Raw genomic sequence first — 18,407 nt, 5'->3', positions numbered from 1 at the left:
GATGATACAATTTATGGAATCAAAACGATACAAAATAGTCAGCTATCTGAGGATTTACTCACAAAAAAACTGAAAGAAACTCTCGATAAATACGATCTTTCTCAAGTTTATGGTGCCCAAATTCAACTTCAAGCATCAATAACAAAAATTCTTGAGGGTCAAGCTGGGGCAACAACAATAATTCCAAGACCAACGACGACAACGACAACTCAACCATCAACGACGACCATAATAGTAAGGGAGCCATCAAATAATGATAGTGTCAACGATAACAGTGGCAGTAACAATAGCCCTATTCATAGCAACGATCCACCTTCGACCGAAAGTGTGAATGTCTGTAATCAATGTCTTGCTTCTAATATTATTCGCGTTCCGTTTGATGCACAGGAAGGTTTTCTAAGAGTTTCTGGTTGGACAGATAGTGGAACTGCTCTTGGAGAAACTGGTTCATATCATCTCGATGTTTCATGGATAAAAGACATAGAATTGTCGATAGCATTAGCGCAATCAGAAGATGGGACTTGGGAAACACTTATTGACTCGAATGATGAGAATGTTGAAATTTCCAGAATTAGAAGCGAGATATCGACTGTTCCATGGGAAGGTCATTGGTATAATAAACTTTTCTTGAATGGTGGTGTGGCTTTTGGTGCAAATGGAGTTTTAACGAGTTTGGGTCTTGGTTATGGTATTGGAAATTTTGCTGTTTCTGCTGAATTCTATTACGATTTGGCTTTTGATGGGACCCTGGAGAGTTACAATGACCATGCATTTTATGGTATTAATTTAAGTTGGCATCCGTAATTTTATGGAACAACAAATAACCGAACAAATACAACAGAACAATGAAATCATAAAAAATGAGGTTTGTAGATGTTCGCCACCAAGAATTGGTAAAATCTATATAATAATTGGTCACGGGAAATTACACGAAAAACCATATGTGAGATATGTTGGACAATCAATTGAAACTTATTTGGTTAGGTATTTGAAAAGAAATGTTACCAAGGCCAAAAAACATTGTGGTGTACGCCCATTTCTGGTCTGGTTAAAAAGAGAAATAGCAGGAGACAATAACATCCGAATTATTCCAATTGCTGAAATGTACGAAATGGACTTAAATCAACAAGAAATATTGTGGATTGCTTATTGGAGATCAATTTATCCAGATCTGTTAAATTTAACAGATGGTGGTAGTTGCGGTAGAGGTTGGAAACATTCCGAAGAAACTATTATTAAAATAAAAAAGTTATATACCGAAGAGAAGAGAAATAAAATACGAATACAAATGTTAGGCAATAAACATTCTGTTGGTTGTGTAGTTTCTGTTGATACCAGAAAAAAATTAAAATGGAAAGGACTTGGCAGAACAGAATCAGAAGAAACTAAGAAGAAGATTGCTATTGCCGGATTAGGTAACAAGAATACTTTTGGCAAAATGCGTGGCATTAACAATCCACAAGCAAAGTTGACTTTTAATGATGTACAGATTATTAGATTGAAAAGATTACTTGGGAATACTGTTAAACAATTGGCGGTAGAATATGATGTTAGTATCGATCTTGTGCATAAGATAATTCAGAAAAAAATGAGAAAAACAGAATGATTTCAGATCTGTTAAAATAAATTAGGGAGATAAAAATGTCTATAAGAAATGGGTATTTCTGTCCGAATCTTAAAAATGGTGAAAAATGTGGAAATTTATTAACTAGAGATATGGATGCGCGTATGTTTTCAAGGATCGGCTGTTGTTGTGAATGTGAAGCCGATCTTCATACGCATCTTGCCGCGAAGAAATTTAATCAAAAAATAAAATTACTTGAGTTTCTTAAAAATCACAAAGATGAATTATTTCTTGATGATGACACCAATAAAATGGTTGTTGAGTTTATGAAGGTGTTATACGATGACGAAATAGAATTGGTGGATAACGGGAATCTAGAATTAACGAATTCTTCAAAAAATAATAATTAAAGTATGGCCAAAATATATAGAACAACTTTGAGTGAAATTAAAAAATTGATAAAAGAACAACGCGAAAATCGATGGGATGTTACAATAGAAAGAACTGGTGGGAACCCAATTATGGGTGAAGCTAAATATATCGCATCAATAACAAATAAGTATTTTACAAAGTCTTCCGGAGAAAAAAGAAGTGCTGCGGATGCTCTTCGTGAATTAGCCAATTTAATGGATAATGCCGGATTTTTAGAATAGAGGACAATAAAATGGCTGAAGAAAAGAGATTAGATGTAATGGACAATCAAGACAAGAGTCAAGTTCTTGATGTTCTTGATGAGGATATAAAATCTAAAATAGGAAATGCATTTACAAAAATTAAGGGTGAAAATGAAAATCCAACAATTGGCATGGGTATATCGTTTATTGGTGATAACAACATAGTTTTATATGTAAATTCATTTGCGAATCATTTAAACAATGAACAACAGAAAAGGGATGCTGCAAATTATGCTTATTCGGTTATTGATGGTTTGACTAAGAAATTGAAAGAGGTTCTTAAAAAGGAATACGATGTTACGATATCACCAAAAATTATGGCTGAGAATTATGACGTTGAGTGCATCAGTCTCAATGGTAGGTTCAAAATTACCGTAAAAAAGATGTATCAAATTTAGAGGGAGGGATACAAATGACAAAAATTTATAGAATAAAACTTAGTGAATTGAGAAAAACGATAAAAGAACAAAAAGGGAAACAGAAGCCAAAGTTAGATGCCATGGATTTACCATATTCTTTATATTCATTGCTTGAAAAATTTTCGTCAATTATTTATAGGGCAACTCGTGATGATTCAATAAAGGATGATGTTAATGATTCTTTTAAACAGATTTACGATACAAAAGAATTACGGCGCGTATTGGTTATTTTTAATGAACATGTAGATCAGCCCGATAAAGATTTATATCGGATTTTACATAATGTCATCAGTCGGTATGATATTGAGCAAATTGGAACACAAATTCAGAGTTTAAATCCGCAGAAATTTAAGAAATTTGTAGATATGTTCAAATAATTAGATTATTTTCTTCTTATCATCATAACATTCATAAATGATTCAAGCTCGTTTTGCATGTTTATTGCATTACTTGGTGCCATGACTTCACTGAATTTTTCACCGGATCTCATAAATCCAAATGGTTCCGCTGTTGCGGTATTATTGGCTAATTTAAATCCATTGCCATAAATTTGTTCGTATACATAAATTCCTATGGCCAAGGCTAATATCAAATCATCTGATTTGTTTCTTGGGGCACACGGTTTGTCACCTTTCCATGAAAATGTTGTGAATTCAGAATATAATCTTCTTGAATGGATCTTTATTTTGGATAGTCGTAAGTATTCTTCTAATTTTTGCATCATGATTGGTCTTGTTGTGGAACTTGTGGCATGTCCAGCCTGTGCTTTAGGAAATCCCGGTAAATCCCATTTTGATATAAAAACCCCATTGTAAACAAAATACATGTTGTCGTATTCCATTTTTAACATTTCTTGTATAACAGCAGATCCATAGGCATTTCTCTCTGGCACAACAAGGGCATTATTATATGATCTACCAACATCACACAATATCCTAGCGAATTGGTCCGGTTTTATTTTGTGTTTATATTCCGCAACTACATCTAAATCTTCTACATCGATAATATGAAATGTTGAATGATCTGATGAGTCCCCTCTACTCACGTCTGAACACAAAATGAATTGTTTTCCTGGTTGTGGATGTTTCCAAATCCACATTTTGTCCTCATATCTTTTTTCTATCGGATCACTAAATGTTAATTGTGCTTTTTGTAGTATTGATGGATCAATGAATGTGTCGCCCGATTCAACAAATTTACACTCGAATTCCTGAGCTATTTCTTTTGGACTCTTCCCGATCTTCATTTTGTCGAACCATGCTTGGTCGTATCTACGCCACCATGGATATTCAAAGACAAGAAATTCATTGGATCCCTGTATCAATTCCCCATTTTCATCTAATCTAGATCCACCTTGTATAATGTCCGCAAACTTATTGGCGGCACCTCTCGGCGTGGAGAGGGCAATAACTCGACCACCTGTTGCTACTGAAGGTGCTATGGCTGCCCATAGTTCGTCTAATTTGTCAATAAGGCCAGCTTCGTCAATTACGAATAGTGAAGCTGCCTGGGCGCGACCGACATCACGTGATGTTGGCATTGCTCTAACCCATGATCCGTTTGATAATTCAATGGTTCTTGTATTGTTTTTCTTGATTGTCCAGAAATTTAACCATTTTGGGCATTCTTCAATGAATGTTCTCACCATGTCGAGAATTACTTGTGCTATTTCTAGTTTCGTTGCCATGTTGAAAATATGTCTATCTTTTCTGAATATTACAACCCAAGCAACAAATCCAGCGACAATTGTTGACAATCCAAGTTGCCTGCTTTTTACTACAGCAATGTGTTTCAATGAATCATTTCGGAGATAATTGACGATTTCTTTTTGGTAATCAAATAAATCGAACTTTATTATTCCTTTTTCTTCTGTTCGTATATATCCATATTTGAGTAAGAAATATATTGGGTCATTTGCGCAGGCTTGCCATTCTTTTTTGATTATGTCAATTGGTGGTCGTTCGTTTTTATCACTCATCAATAATAATTATTTAAATCATGTTTATTTTGTAAGTATATAATTACGTAAAGGGATATAAATATATGCCAAGTAATAAAGAAGCCGGTCCAAAATTTAATCAACCAGTTTTTAAAAAGTTATGGGCCATGTTTAGACGTGGTTCTATGATCTCCACAGAGATAAAGCCGTCGTTTGATCGCAAAGAAGATATTTCAAGTTTTACATATGATTTTGGCGGCTCACATAATGGAATGAATGCATATCAGTGGTATGGTCTTGCTGATAAATACGGAACCGAAGGTGAATCTACTAGAAATGCGCGATATGTTGAATATAATCAGATGGAGGGTGTTGGCGAAATTCATACTGCATTAAATATCGTTTCTGACGAGTGCACTTCGAGATCTGAGGATGGGAAACTTCTATATATAAACTCTGCGAATGATAAAGTTCGTGATATATTATCGACATTATTTTATGACATTATTAATATAGATTTTTATGGGTGGCATTGGGTTAGAGCACTGTGTAAATATGGTGATAAGCCAATGTATCTTGATGTCCATCCGCAGCATGGAATTCAACGTGTAATAGATATTCCTGTTGACGATTTTATTAGAATTGATGGTACTCCACAAGATTTTAAAGAAACAATTTTTACCTGGAGGACAAGAAATCTAACGTTAGAAAATTGGCAGGTTGCGCATTTTAGACTCCTTGGACAAGATAAATATCTTCCATATGGGACTTCTTATTTAGAGGGTGCCAGACCATTGTGGAGAAAATTGGTTCTAATGGAAGATGCAATGTTGGTATACCGCGTTTTGAGGGCACCGGAAAGAAGGGTTTTTTATCTAGATGTTTCCGGTATGAAGCCAGAAATGATCGATGACTATGTAAGAAAGGCACAAGAAAAATTAAAAAAACAAAATGTTGTTACTACTCTTCGTGGTGGTCAATTAGATCAAAGATTTGATCCACTTGATGTTTCTGAAGATTATTTCATACCAGTTCGTGGTGGAGAAACAAATAACAAAATCGAATCACTTCCCGGCGGGCAGCACGTAAATGATATAGAAGACGTTGAGTATTTGAGGAAAAAATTGATAGCTGCTTTGGGAATTCCGCGTGCCTATTTAACTTATGAAGAAGATTTGGCAAATAAAGCCACATTAGCATCATTGGATATAAGATTCAGTAGGACGATTGAGCGAATTCAAAGATCTTTTGTTAATGAATTAACAAAAATTGCGTTGGTTCATCTTATTGCAATTGGTGGGTTTTCCAAAGAAGATTTATTTTCTTTTGAACTTGGATTAACAAATCCATCCAATATGGCTGCAATGCAAAAATTGGAATTGATGGAAAGACGAGTTCAAGTAGCGTCGGCTTTACATGACGAAAATTTGTTTGATAGACAGTATATATACAAGGAATTTTTTAACGTTAGTGAAGATGATATTGGTAGAATTCAAAATGGAAGAATGCGTGATGCATATAATGATGGTAAGATTGATTTCATTAAAAATGAGGCGTCTGGTGGAGCCCCTGGAAGTGAGGGTGGCGGAGGTGGCGGAGGAGGATTTGGTGGCGGTTTTGGCGGTGAGGAGGGTGGTGGAGAATCGCTGACTACTGGTGGCGGTGGGGGCGAGGAAGAATTAGGCGGTGGTAGTGCCGTAGAAGTTCCAGAAATTCCAGAAGAAGGAGGCGGAGGCGGTGAGGTCGGTGGCGGCGAAGAAGTTGTAACGGCAGCGAATGATGCCTTTGAAAAAGCACAGGCTAAACGCGACAGAAATCAAAAATTAACTTATCGTCAGAATAGGGATAGAATGCATAATAGAGCGAAATCCGGTTTGGTTGATATAACAAAATTGGTAACTAATGATGACGACGATTCAACTAACGATCCATATTCAAAAGGTACATTTAGTAGATTAATTGGTGGATATAAAACTGAATCCAGAGATCTATATCAAACCGAATTGAAAAAACCGGATAAAAAATTCTGTTGGAGTAATAGTAATCGCAAAATTTTTAACGAAATTTCATCTATTTTTGAAAAATTCCCAAATAGATCCGTAATAACTGAACGTACACAAATAGAGTTGGATTTTGATCATGATGATATGGAAGAAGATGAAATAGAATTTAAAATTGAGGAATAATTAATGTGGAAGGATGTGTGCTATGATTAAACATAATAAAAAGCGGAATACACACCTTTTGTATGAATTTATGGTAAGACATATTGCACAATTGATAATCGACAACCAAGATCCAGCACCAATGACTCGATTAGTAAACAAATATTTTAATTCTAAATCAATAATGCAGGAAGAGTATAAATTATTTGAAGCGGTGCTAAATTGTAGAAAAGATCGAAATATTATCTTAAGAGTTTTGTCCGAAATCAAGAAATTTACCAACAAAATTGATTATGGCAAGTTAGATTTAGAGAAAACTACATTAATTAGCGAAGTTAAAAAATTGGGTTATAACAATATGTATGATCATAGGGTTGAGAATTATAAACTTTGTGCGTCGATTCAATTATTCATCAATAATTCGAGGAATAAGAACATAAATGAATCAGTTGATGGTATTCATTTGGAAGAGAATATTGTCAATTTAATATTAAATAGTGATAGTAATGTAGCAGCTAGCAAATATATTGGTAAGCAACCAAATTTTCACTTTATTACTATGATTGATTCAATTACAGAAGATTTGAAAAATTTACCGCAATCACAGAGGGATGTTGTTTTAGAATTTATTGATAGGAACGATTTTTCTTTTGTCGATGAAAAATTAAATAAGAATAAAATAGAGATTGGTAAATATTGTAAGAATTTTGGTGAAGAGACAAATAAAAAAATTAATGTATTTATAAAGAAATTTAATGAGGTTAAAGAATTGAGAGACAAATTTGTTTTATTGGTAGAATCACAGGAATTGATTGACGAATTGAGGAAAGAGTAAAGTTAATGAATATATCATTTGATGGAACTGGTCGTGGGGCAAGGTTAGCAGCAAAATTTGTGCAGAAATTGAAGGATCTTGGTTTTGAAGCGGAGCCGAAAATTGAGAGAACTGGGCCGTTAGATCCAGCTCCAAATCAGGGTCCAATGACATCAATACGAATTATTACTAATGCTCCAAATGATGTCGTGAAGAGTATTGATGTTGTGAATGAAAATAAAAGGGGCAAAACACTTTGTGAAATTTTGTCACTAAATGAACAGCAAGATACTGGTGTTGTTGAAGAACAGGTTAATGAAGCATTTAAAGCGGCGTTTTCCCAATTCAAGATAAAAGACAATTCGATTAAAATTGAAAAATTTGATTCTGTGAAGGGAACTGCCAATGGAACTCTCACCTATACAGTGGCGAATATGAATATACATTCGCCTTTTGTGTTTAACATAAAAGATAAAATGTTGGTATTGGGAGAGGAATAAAAATGAACAAAAACATGGAATGGAAAAAGGAAGTATCATTTTGTACCGTAGGTAAATGTTGCGGGATTGCTAAATTATCCTCCGATGGCAAGTGGATCATCATTGAGGACGATTTCGGTGGTTCGGTTAGAATCCCTGCTGACAAAGAGAATTTCGTCCGTGTTATAACGGAGTTGTTTCAAAATTAAACCCAAAATTGCCGGAATATATTGCATAAGAAACAAATATGACAATCGTGTTTATGTTGGTAGTAGTCATAATATTCATTCAAGGTGGCTTCGGCATAAGAATGATTTAAAACATAAAAATCATCGTAATGCCCATTTGCAATTTGCTTGGGATAAATATGGGTATGATTGCTTTGAATTCATAATCTTGGATGTCATTTGGAATCGCGAGCAGAAATTATTAAATAAAACAATAAAGAATTTGTTAGCCAATTGGGAACAATTATGGCTGGATCACTATCAGTCTTACGATAGAAAATTTGGTTATAATATAAGAAAAAAGGCCGATAATGGTACTTTGGGTTATCAACATTCGGATGAATATCGTAAGAAAATCAGCAATTCATTGAAAAAATCTGATAAATTTTGGGCTGTCAAAAGAAGTAATGAATATAAACAACAAAGAAGTGAACAAATGAAATTAGCGTGGAAAAATAATGATCAAACTGTTAAAAAATTGGTAGAATCACATTTGGGTAAAAGCTCATGGAACAAGGGTAAATCATCATGGAATAAAGGGTTGACATCTAATACTGATTTGCGTGTTGCCAAAAACGAGATAATGGCACAAAAAGTATTAAAATTAAAACGTGACAAAATAATTAAGAAAGAGGTAGAAAATGACCAAAATTTATAGAGTAAAATTGGGTGAGTTGAAAAAGCTGGTAAAAGAACAAAGTACAGGTGAAGAGGATTATAAGCGTAGATATGCCGAAGTTGCTAAAAAGGGAAAACATGTTGTTGATAAATTAAATGCGGAAATGATGACAAGTGTTGTAAAAATTAGACAATATAAGTCGTCAAATAAATTGTCTGATGAATTTACGCCATCTTATGAAATAATTTTTGATTTTAAAGATGATGCATATGTTAATAATGAAAAATATCTAAACGGAAATGCCTATATTTATCTGAGTGATGAACTTTATTCGAAACTAGAACAAATGGCTGATAATCTTGGTCTTAGTGTACTATTCAATAATACAAAATCGATATTTTGGTTTTCAATGGCAAAAGAAGAATAAACAATTCAATCAATTTCAATCCACCATTAATTTCTAAAACAATTTCAATAATAATTAATAAAGAAAGAATAAGGAGTGTATCTTCACATGGCAAAAAAATTGACTGAAGTTCTAAGTATTAAAGAAGATGATTCTAAGGATAAAAATAAAGATGGAATTGATGATGATCTTCAATTGCTTCATGATTGTGATGAAAAAGAGCCGGTAAAAGAGGAATTATATAAGACCATAAAGAAACCACCGAAAGGTCCGTGTCCGCAGGATTATCATCAAAAATTTAGTCACAAAGGTGAAGCAGAGGATGTCTGCATAAGTGATAAATATGTGAAAATTGAAGATGCTGTGAAAGAATCTACAGATCTAAATGAATGTGGTACTGGCCGATTTAATAAACGACTTAAATTGGCTGAACAATGTGGATGTGGTATGGATCCAATGAATGATTTTGATGGAATTTCTACTGCCAACGTTGTAATGCCTCCTCCACCTTCACCGGATGTTTTTGTTGCCCCTCCAACAGATGAAGAGAAAAATGAAATAATTTGGTCATTTTCTGGTAAAGTTGCGGATATGGTTGAAGATCTTATTGAAACAGATCCAGATCTAAGAAAGATTTATGGGCACGAAATTCCTAGAAAATCAGAAATTATGCACGCCTTGTTATTTGATTTCGTATCACAAAATTTAGAAAAGGCATAAAATGAGGATCTATCGAATAAAATTGAACGAATTGAGAAATTTGTTAGAATCTGATGGGGGTTTATTGTTTCAAATTGTTGGTGATGTAAAGCAAATATTGTTAGATTCTGGAATTGAATTTAAAATAAATGGTTTGAAAAAAAGTAATAAACAATTACCGGGAATGAAAATGTTTGGTTTAAAACCGTGGACACATGTGATATTCTCATTTAAAGAAAAAGATCAAGAAATATTTAGTAAGATTTCACATGTATTGTTAAAAATAGTGAAAAAATATGATATGGTTCGCGGTGGAAATCGCTATTGGTATGTTTTAGAGCCGGGGTCAATTAATGACGCTGAAGTCAATATGGCCGCTCCAACATTAAAAGATCCGGTTATTAGGATTTGGTAGAGGTATAAAAATGGCAAAGATTTATAGAACAACTTTAAGTGAAGTAAAGAAATTAATCAAAGAACGTGGTGTTGTTGAATTCGATCCAACAGATCCACGTGAAATAGATTCAGCAATACATCAAGGAACAAGATTGTTGGTTGCAGCCCTCAAACGGAAAATTCGAGAAAATTTGACTGATTATGCAAGAGAGAATAACATGACCAGGAATTATGTAATTGAATTGTATCATGATGCTCTTGGTGGAATGGACGAATGGGACATTGTTCAGATGACATTTGAGGAAGGTGGAACGCCGAAGGGTGTCAGTGGGGATTAATCATGGATAAGGGGAATGAAAGAATATTAAAGTTTCGTAGAGATAAACTTGTGAAATTGTTTTCCGATGCGACAGAGCTTGCAAATTTAATTGGTGAAGTAAGAAATATTATTAATGAATCGGAACAATGGAGACAACATTATCAAGGACTTACCGACGATATAAATGCTGAATATTGGGACGATGATAAAGAAGAAATTCAATTTAATGAAATGGATGGTGCTACAATAAATGATTTTTCTGCTGCATATATGGAAGTTATTGCTGGATTGCAAGATTCGATTGGTGAATTGAAAAAAATGGTAGAGGGCGGAATACATCGTATGAGAAATAAAAATTCGGGGATACCGGAGAAATAAATGAAAATTTACCGAATAAAATTAAATGAATTAAAAAAATTGGTAAGTCCGGACGACGAAGAAATACCGGGTTTTGGTAAAGATTACTCAGAATTTAGTGCCAAAAAAGTGTCGGATATGATTTATTATCTTATTTATGAACGCTGGAATGATCATATTGAAAGTCAGTTAGAGGACATATTGAAGCAAAAATTCGGCCCACGGAAAATACGAGCAATATTGGATTGGGTTGAAGAAGCTTCCAATTATAGGTATGTTGCCGAATACGGTGATAAAAATTCATTTTCAGAAGATGAACCATCGGAAAGAGAAATAGCAGAGAAAGATCTTGAGAAAGCGTGTGATAGAATCTCAAAGTTGCTCGGATTTGATTTTCACGAAACTAGGACTGGTTGAGAAATAAGAAATGACAAAAATTTATAAAACAACCTTGAGCGAAGTAAAGAAATTATTAAATGAACAAAAAATTGGAATTCAGAGACCGCCTTTAGCGGATCTGGATATTATAAGTCCTGATGATATTATTAATGCAATAGATAAATTAATAATGAAAATTTTTAAAGCAGATCTCCCTCCAGAAATTAAACAACAAGTTTTAACATTATTACGTCAAGCAAACCACAAACTAGATGCGTGGTTACAACAATATTATGATGAGGAGTGATTATATGGCTCAATTATTGGTAGAAACAAATCTTTTTGAATATAAAAAAGAAGTAAGTGAGTCCGGTAAATTAATATTATCGGGAGTGATACAACGTGCTGACTCCAAAAATCATAACGGTCGCATTTACCCAAGAGATATTTTGGAGAAAGAAATTAGGAATTATCAGATCCTTGTAAATGAAAGACGAGCATTAGGCCAGCTTGACCACACAGACCAGAGCTTAGTTGAGTTAAAAGATGTGAGTCACCTAATTACTGAATTGCGATGGGAAGGTAATGATGTTGTTGGTAAATTGGAAATTCTTGACACACCCAATGGTAAAATTGTAAAGAGTTTAATTGAAAGTGGTGTAAAACTTGGTGTGTCATCAAGAGCGGTCGGCTCAATTAAAGAACAGAACGGTGCGAGTTATGTTCAATCAGATCTTCAAATGATTTGTTGGGACATAGTGAGTGATCCTTCAACAAAAGGTGCATTTCTTTTTAAAGAGTCGATAGCTCTGGATAAAATAATGTTGATTAACGAAGGCAAAAGTGAACCATTATTTAACAAGGAATATCGAGTGAATCGAATTCTCAATAAATTGATTTGTGGCTGTGAAGATTATTGTCATATTTAACAGGTGATTATAATGTTTAGGGAGTCAATTTCCAATTCCCTTGAAGGAATTTCGTCCAATATAATTTGTTATGCTGACGATCAGCTAGGTCCTATTGATTCTGAATTAATTTCTGACGATGGTGTTGTTGTATATTGTTCTAATTGTGGCGCGGTTTTATTTAATAGTGAAGAATACGACGAGGAAAATAGAGTTAATCAAGAATCATTTTTGTTTACACACAAAATCCATGGTAATCTTAATGAAGTAATTGTAAAACAGGGGAATGAGTGGTGTGTAAAATCAAAGAAAAAAGACAAAAAAGGTCATAGGAAAAATTTGGGATGTTATGGATCAAAAGCAGCCGCACACAAACGTTTAGGTCAAGTAGAATATTTTCGCAATAAAGGTGGCTAAATAATGAAGAAATTATCAGAAATATTAAATGAACAACGTGCCCTGGGTGATGATGTTGATAGTTGGATGGGTTATGTTGGTATAGATTACATTAGTGATTGTGAGGAAAAAATTCCTTACATGATATCTGATCTAAAAGATGTTGTTAATAGACTTTCAAAAGCGTATAAAGAAACAAAAAATATAAAATATAATTCGCAACTTAAAAATCTACGTAAGGTAATTAATGATTTAGATAGTGCTCATAAAACTCTTACAGAATTCATAATGGAATATTGGAAAGAAAATACTACAGAATAATTAAAAAGAGAGACATGGATAAAATTTTATTTTGGATAAATGATGAAAAACTTGATGAATTGCTCCATAAGCATTTTTCGCCCGGTTATGAAGGAGATTATTATACACTATCAGAACTTGATTGGCAAAAATTTCAAGACGTTGCATCGTCAAACACTTTTGATGTCGGCGAAGATTATGATGTAGCGTATGATTTATCTGGAAAATTTGTTGCTGAAGACGATGATTCAGTATTTCAGGAGGACAAAAATAAAATGTTGAATAATGATAAGGCAAAATTGAGACAATATATTAATTTGTTAACGCGCAGATTGGAACATTTGAATAGTCAAAAACTTGGGTTTGATTCTGAACAAGAGATTGGACACATTGAGGGGCAAGAATCACAATTGGAAACAGTTATTGAGGAACTTGAAGATCTCATAAAAGAAAATAAAAGATCATTAAAATTATTGATATTGTCGGAAGATGTTTCAGGTCTTTAATTCAACTGAAGTCGTGACGTTTAATAAATTTATCAATTGCTTGTTTATCTTCTTTTGAAATTCCATTCTCGATAAAATCAGCTAAAATTTCACCAATAATCTTTTTAACTTTTTTATTTTTTATAGATCCATAAGCCGATAGGGTTTTGTGGGTTTTCCTATCTACACGTACCATAATATCTTTATCCATGTTATTTAGTCTTTCTTTGTGTATCCATGGAGACATTGAAATGATAATTACAATATGGATTTAGAAATAACACCACTGACAATTGAACAACAAAATCAGCCACAAGAAAATAAAAGCACAACGGAAGGAAAGTGTATTATATGTGGGAAAGAAACAAAAATATCCGGCGGAACAATAAGAAAAACTTGCTCTGATTTGTGTTTTAAAAAATTGTGCTCAAAATTGGCTACACGAGTTATTGTGGATCCGTGTAGTAAAGAAACTTTGTGGCAATTATATTTTGTTGAAGGTTTATCAATGATGGAAATTTGTGATAAGTTTAGCGTTAGTTTACATAACCTATATAAAATTTTTGTTAAATATGACATACAACCAAAAACGCGGGCGGAAATAACTATTGAACGGAATAATAAGCGACACAGCAGCAAATCAAAACCCATAACAGTTAATGGCAAAATTGACATTGTTTTGTTGAAACAGAGATTGGGTTTATCCGTGGAATGTGAAGAATCGGTCCTTGTGTCAATAATTGAACAGTGTTATCACGAAGGAGGATTTCGCGGCCTTAAGAAAAAACTGGGTATTTGTGACGACACAATTCACATTGTTCTGAATTATTTTGGTATAAAATTGAGACCTAGTAGTGTTATAGGGCAAGAACGAGCCATAGAAAAAGCGAACAAATTGGCTGAAGAATATGCGAGTGTTTTGCGGACATATCTAACTGGGAATACTTCAATACAAAAATTGTGTAAACAACTGGGTGTTAGACAAGGAATAGTCTATAAATCATTTGAAATTCTTGGTATTAAACCGAGATCTAGATCAGAAGCATCGCGTTATAACATGTTATCTAAAGGTAGTCAATATCCGAGGTGGTTGGGTATGAGAGGTATGGAAGCGAGTATGATACGACCGACCAAACCAGAATTGATTATTGGTGATTTTCTTGTTAAGTGTGGATTTGAATATATTGGAGCAGGAGGCAAAGGAAATTGGGTCGGCGGATATAATCCTGATTTTATCAATAGGGCACAGCACAAAATTGTAGAGTTTTTTGGATGTTGGTGGCACGGATGTCCGATTTGTTTTGATCACAATCAATATCCAAAATTTATAGATAAAAATAATAAAGATTTAGTGCGTGTTGATAATTATAAGAAAGAAGGATATGACACATTGATAATATGGGAGCACGATTTTGTAAAAGGAGATTGTTGGCAGGAAATGATAAAGAAATTTAATGAGGACAATAATGATAAGTATTAAAAGGCTAATTTTATCAGAAACTCTTGATAGATATGGTTCCTATGAGGAAGGAAATCCACAGGGCGCAGCACAGGATCTCATAGAATTACTCGATCAGATGACACCACTGATTGAAAAGGCTCTTGCTAAAGCGGGGCCATTTGTTGCCAAAATTGTTTTAGACGATTTTGTTTCAGATTTTAAGGAAAGAACAAAGTCCCTTAAAATGCCAGCACAAGCATCGCAATTGTCAAATATAATGGCCGATGTGGAAGCTAAAGAAAAAGAATTAAACACTAGAGATCAAGAGAAAAAGGTTCCGGAAGAAAAACCTGCTGCAGCTACACCTGCTGCCGAAAAACCGGTTAAAAAATCAATAAAGGTGCCATAGAATGACAAAAATTTATCGAATTAAATTGACAGAATTGAAAAAATTGTTTAGCGAGGGCATGAAATTATCACAGTTTGCTAAAGAAGTTGCCGAACCGATTATAAAAGATATTGAGAAATTAATTGGTAAAAAGATACGATTTTCTTTCGAGGATGAGTATGAGGCAGTATATAAAACCAATGCTTCGAGGGGTCTATTGTTGCGAGCATTGAAGAAAGTGGCTAAAGACTCTTCGCGTGTGGGATTTAGAGAATATGCCGATGGAATGATGGCCATAGTTTTTGTTAAAGCGGAAGATGATGAAGATAACATCAATAAATTGGACGAGCGTCTTTATAACGAACAATATGAAGAAATAAAGAAAGCTTATGGAAAAACGGCTGCCGAAAAAGCGAATTATGGTTGGGGTGCTGTAGAAGGAAGTGTTGCTACAAAAGTTTATTTAAAATCGGGATATAGAGTTTTAACTTCCACTTATGATCCGGAGGGTCCAGAAGACCAATTTATAGAGCATGAATGGGACGAACGAGATGACAAAGAATAACTAGTTTTCTTTTTTGTGATATGATTATTTTCTGAGGTATCGTGAAGATGACAAAACCAGAACTTAAAGAATTTATTAAAAAGTGTTTTTTAGAGATGTTGACTGAGGATTTTATTCAGAAATCGGTAAACCAAATTATAAAAGAGCGTATCGTCATAAATATTCCGACTCCATCATTTAAAATTGGTGGCGATGCTAATGATGATAGTAACAATGATGTTCAAGGTAATTTAAACGAAATACCACAGACAAAATTAAGTGAAGCGTCATCTAAAATAAATTATCAAAGCAAATTGTCTCCGGAACAACGCAAAAAGCTTCACAGTAAAATAGTTTCTGACGATGGTGATATTATTGATCCAGGCAAAGTTAACGGATTTATAAATCCACAACTAAGAGCATTGGCCCAAGATACTGTAGAACATCAAGCCGAAAAAGCGGCGGAAATTAAAAATGCTGGTTTCTCTGCTGATGAGCTTAGAGTGTTTGATCCAAATAAAGCACTGCGAGTTTTAGACGCCGTAGATAAAAAATAATTAATAATTATCTTGATTCTATTTCATCAATAGCTAAAATAAGATCTTCCAATTCTTTGTAAACAGATTGTAATCGTTGTAATCTTGATACATGTTCTCTTTGTGCTTCCATAAAGGCACTATCGCCTTGTGGGTAATGATCTCTTCTGGCCCTGCTCCTGATAAATTGCGATTCTAACAGTCCTCATAGCCTCAATATTTTGCTCTAATAATTCTTCTTTTGAAGTTCCGGTTAAATGAATGGTTGGGATCATCATTTTTGTTTATCCTTATCATTATAATTATATCTTTAAAAAATTTAGCTATCGACCAAAATCTCTGTCACCACACCAGGAATGAATTGCAATATCTATGTCTTCTAATGTAGATTTTTTAAATTGTTTTTGTGTAGTTGTTATCACAATTTAATTATTCACCGATAGTCTTATGTTATTAAATTTTAATAATAGAAATGATAATTAAATTAAAGATAGTGGATCAAACTCTTAAAGACAAAATTTCAAAAACACGCAATGAAACCCGTGAACGTAGATCTCACATGGTTTGTAAAACTTACTGTCTTAAAATTGATTGTTCTCGACTCAATAATAAACAAAAAGAATCCCTTAAAATGATGTTTGTTGAGGCTAAATGGTTATACAACCATTGGCTTAGAGAAGATGATATTTTCAACGCTGATGCAAAAATTAAGGAAGTAATCGTAAAAAACAGAATCATCGGTAATTTCGAAAAAAGAACACTTAAATTTCTACCAGCCAAATGTAAACAATCAATTCGACAATCTCTAAAAGAATCAATTTACACGTTATCGCAATCAAAAAAACACGGCCACAAAATTGGACGGCTTCAATTTAAAAAAGAATTCAAAACTTTGATTCTTAATCAATATATACAAGGTGAGAAATCTGGCACACATGAGCTTCGCAATAGAAAATTCTTTATAAGCGGGATTGGGACAATATGTATTAATGGTTTAAATCAATTGCCCAAAAAATGTGAATTTGGAAGAGCGTGTCTAACGAAAAAACCATCTGGCTATTATATCCATATTGTAACCTATTCAAAACCAATTGTAGAAGAGGGGCAAGGAAAGGAGAAATTAAAAGAAGTTGGATTAGATTTTGGCATTAAAGAAATGATCACGACTTCGGATGGGGAAGTTTTTAATCAAGTGTCTGTTCAAGAACCGGAACACCTGAAAAGGCTCCAGCAGAAGTTAAGTCGGAGCAAAAAGGGTTCCAAGAATAGATATAAAATAAAATTTTTAATTCAAAAGGAATATGAGAAATTAAACAATAAAAAAGAAGATGTTGCAAATAAAATTGTTTATAAGTTATTTTCAGAATACGAAAAGATCTATATTCAGGATGACAACTTCAACGGATGGAAAACAAAAGGAAAACATTGGTCAAAAAGGATTCACCATTCAATCCTTGGAAGAATTAAAGAAAAATTAATCCAAAAAGGTGCGATTGTTATAAATCGTTTTCTACCAACAACAAAGACATGTTATAAGTGTAAAAATTCCTATGATGTTCAATTATCGGAACGAATTTTTAGATGTCCTTCATGTGGACTAATAGAACCACGAGATGTGAAAGCCGCAAAGACAATTCTTATGTTTGGAAACGGCTCTTTAAAATTTGATCCTAAGCCTACGGAGCGTAGGTGTCAGCCTGTGGAGACTAAAACCTCTGTGTCACGGAGCAAGTACCGTAATATAAGTTTGGTCAACGAGACAGGAAGATCTTTCTAAAATAAAATTAGAAAGATTAGCTCATAATTATGTCAAAGGGAGTAATCATGCCGCAAGATACTAAATATGATATAAAACTTGGTCCGGGGTCAAAAAAATCTTTAATAATATCAGAAGCATTTATGAATTTAATGAATGGCTTTGGTAATAACTCCGTAAGACGCAATGTTGATGAAA

Annotated in this window: 30 protein-coding genes; 27 read left to right on the top strand and 3 right to left on the bottom strand. The window is 33.7% G+C overall.

Features of this window, described 5'->3' with window-relative positions:
* From WC460_06835 to WC460_06810, 6 genes are all read left to right on the top strand, one after another.
* Nucleotides 1–804, top strand: an 804-nt coding sequence (locus WC460_06835) for a hypothetical protein (protein ID MFA5189044.1), incomplete at its 5' end; no start/stop codon positions are given.
* 4 nt (nt 805–808) lie between these two features.
* Nucleotides 809–1,606 carry a hypothetical protein gene (locus WC460_06830; GenBank protein MFA5189043.1) on the top strand — a complete coding sequence of 266 codons (798 nt, stop codon included), beginning with the start codon at nt 809–811 and terminating at the stop codon, nt 1,604–1,606.
* A gap of 35 nt (nt 1,607–1,641) precedes the next feature.
* Nucleotides 1,642–1,974, top strand: coding sequence for a hypothetical protein (locus WC460_06825; GenBank protein ID MFA5189042.1), 333 nt, complete (start codon nt 1,642–1,644; stop codon nt 1,972–1,974).
* 3 nt (nt 1,975–1,977) lie between these two features.
* Nucleotides 1,978–2,217, top strand: a complete 240-nt coding sequence (locus tag WC460_06820) for a hypothetical protein (protein MFA5189041.1) — start codon at nt 1,978–1,980, stop codon at nt 2,215–2,217.
* An 11-nt stretch (nt 2,218–2,228) separates the two neighbouring features.
* Nucleotides 2,229–2,636: a hypothetical protein gene (locus tag WC460_06815; protein ID MFA5189040.1), complete on the top strand. Its 408-nt coding sequence runs from the start codon at nt 2,229–2,231 to the stop codon at nt 2,634–2,636.
* Nucleotides 2,637–2,650: 14 nt separating this feature from the next.
* Complete coding sequence (locus tag WC460_06810) at nt 2,651–3,034, top strand: hypothetical protein (protein MFA5189039.1); 384 nt, start codon at nt 2,651–2,653, stop codon at nt 3,032–3,034.
* Nucleotides 3,035–3,039: 5 nt separating this feature from the next.
* On the opposite strand, the gene WC460_06805 is transcribed toward WC460_06810, so the two are convergent.
* On the bottom strand, nt 3,040–4,635 hold the full coding sequence (locus WC460_06805; GenBank protein ID MFA5189038.1) for a terminase family protein: 1,596 nt from the start codon (nt 4,633–4,635) through the stop codon (nt 3,040–3,042).
* A gap of 65 nt (nt 4,636–4,700) precedes the next feature.
* Here WC460_06805 and WC460_06800 point away from each other — a divergent pair, with 65 nt between their 5' ends.
* The 16 genes from WC460_06800 (at nt 4,701) to WC460_06725 (ending at nt 13,565) form a co-directional block, all read left to right on the top strand.
* On the top strand, nt 4,701–6,782 hold the full coding sequence (locus WC460_06800; protein MFA5189037.1) for a portal protein: 2,082 nt from the start codon (nt 4,701–4,703) through the stop codon (nt 6,780–6,782).
* A 22-nt stretch (nt 6,783–6,804) separates the two neighbouring features.
* Nucleotides 6,805–7,596 carry a hypothetical protein gene (locus WC460_06795; GenBank protein MFA5189036.1) on the top strand — a complete coding sequence of 264 codons (792 nt, stop codon included), beginning with the start codon at nt 6,805–6,807 and terminating at the stop codon, nt 7,594–7,596.
* A 5-nt stretch (nt 7,597–7,601) separates the two neighbouring features.
* On the top strand, nt 7,602–8,075 hold the full coding sequence (locus tag WC460_06790) for a hypothetical protein (GenBank protein ID MFA5189035.1): 474 nt from the start codon (nt 7,602–7,604) through the stop codon (nt 8,073–8,075).
* 2 nt (nt 8,076–8,077) lie between these two features.
* Nucleotides 8,078–8,263 carry a hypothetical protein gene (locus WC460_06785; GenBank protein ID MFA5189034.1) on the top strand — a complete coding sequence of 62 codons (186 nt, stop codon included), beginning with the start codon at nt 8,078–8,080 and terminating at the stop codon, nt 8,261–8,263.
* Nucleotides 8,259–8,939 (top strand): GIY-YIG nuclease family protein, encoded by a 681-nt coding sequence (locus tag WC460_06780; protein ID MFA5189033.1) that lies wholly within the window; start codon nt 8,259–8,261, stop codon nt 8,937–8,939. The genes WC460_06785 and WC460_06780 overlap by 5 nt, the downstream gene beginning before the upstream one ends.
* Complete coding sequence (locus tag WC460_06775) at nt 8,923–9,327, top strand: hypothetical protein (protein MFA5189032.1); 405 nt, start codon at nt 8,923–8,925, stop codon at nt 9,325–9,327. Before WC460_06780 ends, WC460_06775 begins: the two co-directional genes overlap by 17 nt.
* 87 nt (nt 9,328–9,414) lie before the next feature.
* Entirely contained in the window at nt 9,415–10,026 is a 612-nt protein-coding gene (locus WC460_06770) for a hypothetical protein (protein MFA5189031.1), read from the top strand.
* A 22-nt stretch (nt 10,027–10,048) separates the two neighbouring features.
* On the top strand, nt 10,049–10,420 hold the full coding sequence (locus WC460_06765; protein MFA5189030.1) for a hypothetical protein: 372 nt from the start codon (nt 10,049–10,051) through the stop codon (nt 10,418–10,420).
* Between the two features lie 10 nt (nt 10,421–10,430).
* Complete coding sequence (locus tag WC460_06760; protein MFA5189029.1) at nt 10,431–10,739, top strand: hypothetical protein; 309 nt, start codon at nt 10,431–10,433, stop codon at nt 10,737–10,739.
* A gap of 2 nt (nt 10,740–10,741) precedes the next feature.
* The gene (locus tag WC460_06755) at nt 10,742–11,098 is read left to right on the top strand and encodes a hypothetical protein (GenBank protein MFA5189028.1); all 357 of its coding nucleotides are present in this window, start codon (nt 10,742–10,744) and stop codon (nt 11,096–11,098) included.
* The gene (locus WC460_06750) at nt 11,099–11,494 is read left to right on the top strand and encodes a hypothetical protein (protein ID MFA5189027.1); all 396 of its coding nucleotides are present in this window, start codon (nt 11,099–11,101) and stop codon (nt 11,492–11,494) included.
* Between the two features lie 10 nt (nt 11,495–11,504).
* Nucleotides 11,505–11,762, top strand: a complete 258-nt coding sequence (locus WC460_06745; GenBank protein ID MFA5189026.1) for a hypothetical protein — start codon at nt 11,505–11,507, stop codon at nt 11,760–11,762.
* A 4-nt stretch (nt 11,763–11,766) separates the two neighbouring features.
* Nucleotides 11,767–12,384: a primosomal protein gene (locus WC460_06740; protein MFA5189025.1), complete on the top strand. Its 618-nt coding sequence runs from the start codon at nt 11,767–11,769 to the stop codon at nt 12,382–12,384.
* A gap of 12 nt (nt 12,385–12,396) precedes the next feature.
* Complete coding sequence (locus WC460_06735; GenBank protein ID MFA5189024.1) at nt 12,397–12,780, top strand: hypothetical protein; 384 nt, start codon at nt 12,397–12,399, stop codon at nt 12,778–12,780.
* Between the two features lie 3 nt (nt 12,781–12,783).
* On the top strand, nt 12,784–13,080 hold the full coding sequence (locus WC460_06730; GenBank protein MFA5189023.1) for a hypothetical protein: 297 nt from the start codon (nt 12,784–12,786) through the stop codon (nt 13,078–13,080).
* A gap of 14 nt (nt 13,081–13,094) precedes the next feature.
* On the top strand, nt 13,095–13,565 hold the full coding sequence (locus WC460_06725; GenBank protein MFA5189022.1) for a hypothetical protein: 471 nt from the start codon (nt 13,095–13,097) through the stop codon (nt 13,563–13,565).
* A gap of 1 nt (nt 13,566) precedes the next feature.
* Here the strand turns inward: WC460_06725 and WC460_06720 are convergent, their stop codons facing one another.
* Nucleotides 13,567–13,755 carry a hypothetical protein gene (locus WC460_06720; protein MFA5189021.1) on the bottom strand — a complete coding sequence of 63 codons (189 nt, stop codon included), beginning with the start codon at nt 13,753–13,755 and terminating at the stop codon, nt 13,567–13,569.
* 54 nt (nt 13,756–13,809) lie between these two features.
* Between WC460_06720 and WC460_06715 the strand changes: the two genes are divergently transcribed.
* Genes WC460_06715 through WC460_06700 form a run of 4 tightly spaced genes read left to right on the top strand, consistent with a single transcriptional unit; the run spans nt 13,810 to nt 16,474 of the window.
* Complete coding sequence (locus WC460_06715) at nt 13,810–15,024, top strand: hypothetical protein (GenBank protein ID MFA5189020.1); 1,215 nt, start codon at nt 13,810–13,812, stop codon at nt 15,022–15,024.
* Nucleotides 15,011–15,394: a hypothetical protein gene (locus WC460_06710; GenBank protein MFA5189019.1), complete on the top strand. Its 384-nt coding sequence runs from the start codon at nt 15,011–15,013 to the stop codon at nt 15,392–15,394. Before WC460_06715 ends, WC460_06710 begins: the two co-directional genes overlap by 14 nt.
* A 1-nt stretch (nt 15,395) precedes the next feature.
* Complete coding sequence (locus WC460_06705) at nt 15,396–15,938, top strand: hypothetical protein (GenBank protein ID MFA5189018.1); 543 nt, start codon at nt 15,396–15,398, stop codon at nt 15,936–15,938.
* 47 nt (nt 15,939–15,985) lie between these two features.
* Nucleotides 15,986–16,474, top strand: coding sequence for a hypothetical protein (locus WC460_06700; GenBank protein ID MFA5189017.1), 489 nt, complete (start codon nt 15,986–15,988; stop codon nt 16,472–16,474).
* A 119-nt stretch (nt 16,475–16,593) separates the two neighbouring features.
* On the opposite strand, the gene WC460_06695 is transcribed toward WC460_06700, so the two are convergent.
* On the bottom strand, nt 16,594–16,731 hold the full coding sequence (locus tag WC460_06695; GenBank protein MFA5189016.1) for a hypothetical protein: 138 nt from the start codon (nt 16,729–16,731) through the stop codon (nt 16,594–16,596).
* Nucleotides 16,732–16,925: 194 nt separating this feature from the next.
* Here WC460_06695 and WC460_06690 point away from each other — a divergent pair, with 194 nt between their 5' ends.
* On the top strand, nt 16,926–18,230 hold the full coding sequence (locus WC460_06690; GenBank protein ID MFA5189015.1) for a transposase: 1,305 nt from the start codon (nt 16,926–16,928) through the stop codon (nt 18,228–18,230).
* Nucleotides 18,231–18,407 lie beyond the last annotated feature (177 nt).

The sequence above is a fragment of the Patescibacteria group bacterium genome (assembly GCA_041651155.1).
Classification (GTDB): domain Bacteria; phylum Patescibacteriota; class Patescibacteriia; order CAIXNZ01; family CAIXNZ01; genus JAPLYF01.
Note: the sequence above shows the minus strand (reverse complement) of the source record. Positions and strands in the feature narration are given on the sequence as shown.

What these genes read in the sequence shown, in the direction of transcription:
- WC460_06830 (MFA5189043.1), top strand. Translation starts at nt 809, where the DNA reads ATGGAACAACAAATAACCGAACAAATACAACAGAACAATGAAATCATA.
- WC460_06825 (MFA5189042.1), top strand. Translation starts at nt 1,642, where the DNA reads ATGTCTATAAGAAATGGGTATTTCTGTCCGAATCTTAAAAATGGTGAA.
- WC460_06820 (MFA5189041.1), top strand. Translation starts at nt 1,978, where the DNA reads ATGGCCAAAATATATAGAACAACTTTGAGTGAAATTAAAAAATTGATA.
- WC460_06815 (MFA5189040.1), top strand. Translation starts at nt 2,229, where the DNA reads ATGGCTGAAGAAAAGAGATTAGATGTAATGGACAATCAAGACAAGAGT.
- WC460_06810 (MFA5189039.1), top strand. Translation starts at nt 2,651, where the DNA reads ATGACAAAAATTTATAGAATAAAACTTAGTGAATTGAGAAAAACGATA.
- WC460_06805 (MFA5189038.1), bottom strand. Translation starts at nt 4,635, where the DNA reads ATGAGTGATAAAAACGAACGACCACCAATTGACATAATCAAAAAAGAA.
- WC460_06800 (MFA5189037.1), top strand. Translation starts at nt 4,701, where the DNA reads ATGCCAAGTAATAAAGAAGCCGGTCCAAAATTTAATCAACCAGTTTTT.
- WC460_06795 (MFA5189036.1), top strand. Translation starts at nt 6,805, where the DNA reads ATGATTAAACATAATAAAAAGCGGAATACACACCTTTTGTATGAATTT.
- WC460_06790 (MFA5189035.1), top strand. Translation starts at nt 7,602, where the DNA reads ATGAATATATCATTTGATGGAACTGGTCGTGGGGCAAGGTTAGCAGCA.
- WC460_06785 (MFA5189034.1), top strand. Translation starts at nt 8,078, where the DNA reads ATGAACAAAAACATGGAATGGAAAAAGGAAGTATCATTTTGTACCGTA.
- WC460_06775 (MFA5189032.1), top strand. Translation starts at nt 8,923, where the DNA reads ATGACCAAAATTTATAGAGTAAAATTGGGTGAGTTGAAAAAGCTGGTA.
- WC460_06770 (MFA5189031.1), top strand. Translation starts at nt 9,415, where the DNA reads ATGGCAAAAAAATTGACTGAAGTTCTAAGTATTAAAGAAGATGATTCT.
- WC460_06760 (MFA5189029.1), top strand. Translation starts at nt 10,431, where the DNA reads ATGGCAAAGATTTATAGAACAACTTTAAGTGAAGTAAAGAAATTAATC.
- WC460_06755 (MFA5189028.1), top strand. Translation starts at nt 10,742, where the DNA reads ATGGATAAGGGGAATGAAAGAATATTAAAGTTTCGTAGAGATAAACTT.
- WC460_06750 (MFA5189027.1), top strand. Translation starts at nt 11,099, where the DNA reads ATGAAAATTTACCGAATAAAATTAAATGAATTAAAAAAATTGGTAAGT.
- WC460_06745 (MFA5189026.1), top strand. Translation starts at nt 11,505, where the DNA reads ATGACAAAAATTTATAAAACAACCTTGAGCGAAGTAAAGAAATTATTA.
- WC460_06740 (MFA5189025.1), top strand. Translation starts at nt 11,767, where the DNA reads ATGGCTCAATTATTGGTAGAAACAAATCTTTTTGAATATAAAAAAGAA.
- WC460_06735 (MFA5189024.1), top strand. Translation starts at nt 12,397, where the DNA reads ATGTTTAGGGAGTCAATTTCCAATTCCCTTGAAGGAATTTCGTCCAAT.
- WC460_06730 (MFA5189023.1), top strand. Translation starts at nt 12,784, where the DNA reads ATGAAGAAATTATCAGAAATATTAAATGAACAACGTGCCCTGGGTGAT.
- WC460_06725 (MFA5189022.1), top strand. Translation starts at nt 13,095, where the DNA reads ATGGATAAAATTTTATTTTGGATAAATGATGAAAAACTTGATGAATTG.
- WC460_06720 (MFA5189021.1), bottom strand. Translation starts at nt 13,755, where the DNA reads ATGGATAAAGATATTATGGTACGTGTAGATAGGAAAACCCACAAAACC.
- WC460_06715 (MFA5189020.1), top strand. Translation starts at nt 13,810, where the DNA reads ATGGATTTAGAAATAACACCACTGACAATTGAACAACAAAATCAGCCA.
- WC460_06710 (MFA5189019.1), top strand. Translation starts at nt 15,011, where the DNA reads ATGATAAGTATTAAAAGGCTAATTTTATCAGAAACTCTTGATAGATAT.
- WC460_06705 (MFA5189018.1), top strand. Translation starts at nt 15,396, where the DNA reads ATGACAAAAATTTATCGAATTAAATTGACAGAATTGAAAAAATTGTTT.
- WC460_06700 (MFA5189017.1), top strand. Translation starts at nt 15,986, where the DNA reads ATGACAAAACCAGAACTTAAAGAATTTATTAAAAAGTGTTTTTTAGAG.
- WC460_06695 (MFA5189016.1), bottom strand. Translation starts at nt 16,731, where the DNA reads ATGATGATCCCAACCATTCATTTAACCGGAACTTCAAAAGAAGAATTA.
- WC460_06690 (MFA5189015.1), top strand. Translation starts at nt 16,926, where the DNA reads ATGATAATTAAATTAAAGATAGTGGATCAAACTCTTAAAGACAAAATT.